Below are 824 nucleotides of genomic sequence, written 5' to 3'. Positions count from 1 at the left end.
CCGAGAGAGGATCTACATGTGCAGCCCATCCAAGCACAGGTAGCCACGATCGAACTCCGCAAACTCCTTGATGCGATTCACGTCGGGAAAAATCAGCAGGTGCTTACCCGTGCTGATCATGCCGTTTGATCGCAGCGCCTGCATCACGCGGTTGACGTGAACATACGAGATGCCCAACGCATCGGCGTAGTCCGCCTGTGCGATCCCAAGCTCGAATGAGTTTTCACCGCCCAGCCCGACCGCCTGTAGGCAGACCAGCAGCTCGCAGAAATGATGGGCCAGACGCCTGTCTGCCGGTCGGCTGTCGTTGACCAGCCATTCGCGCGCCCGGCTCAGTTCAGTCAGCGTGAGCCACCACAGCGCCCGGCTGATGCCGGGGTAGGTGTCGATAGCCTCCCTGAGCTTGGCTTGAGAGATATCCGAAACATGGCAGCCGGTGAGAGCGGCAACGCGCAGGTCCAGGGCGCCGGTCGCAGCCGCGTGGACACGGCAGAGATCCCCCGGCAGAGCAAAAGAGACGATCCTGCGCGTGCCATGCACGAGGACCTTGTAGCGGCCGGCAACGCCGCTGAGGATCAGCGGGACCGTGTCTGTCTGGTGTTCCAGGACGATGTCTTGGCGCGCCGAGACGGTGCGGCTGGATGTTGAAAGGCTCAGTAGAACCGAGCGCTCCTCGTCCGTGAGCGGTCCGGCATGCTCCAGCTTGCGGATGAAGGGCGTGGTCACCTGCATCGATCCTGCGCCAGCTATATGCCGGCTGAACGAGGATCCACGCCGAACAGTTTCATGCAATTCTAAACTGCGCAGTTTCCACATCTCGAGCC

Annotated in this window: 1 protein-coding gene; it reads right to left on the bottom strand. The window is 61.5% G+C overall.

What is annotated here, in order from left to right; translation table 11 throughout:
* Nucleotides 1-12: 12 nt before the first annotated feature.
* On the bottom strand, nt 13-824 hold an 812-nt coding region (locus tag MOX02_RS30830; RefSeq protein WP_147029548.1), incomplete at its 5' end, for a Crp/Fnr family transcriptional regulator.

Origin of the sequence: Methylobacterium oxalidis (assembly GCF_007992195.1) — a bacterium.
In the GTDB taxonomy this organism is placed as follows: domain Bacteria; phylum Pseudomonadota; class Alphaproteobacteria; order Rhizobiales; family Beijerinckiaceae; genus Methylobacterium; species Methylobacterium oxalidis.
This window is presented reverse-complemented; position numbering and strand designations above follow the sequence as displayed.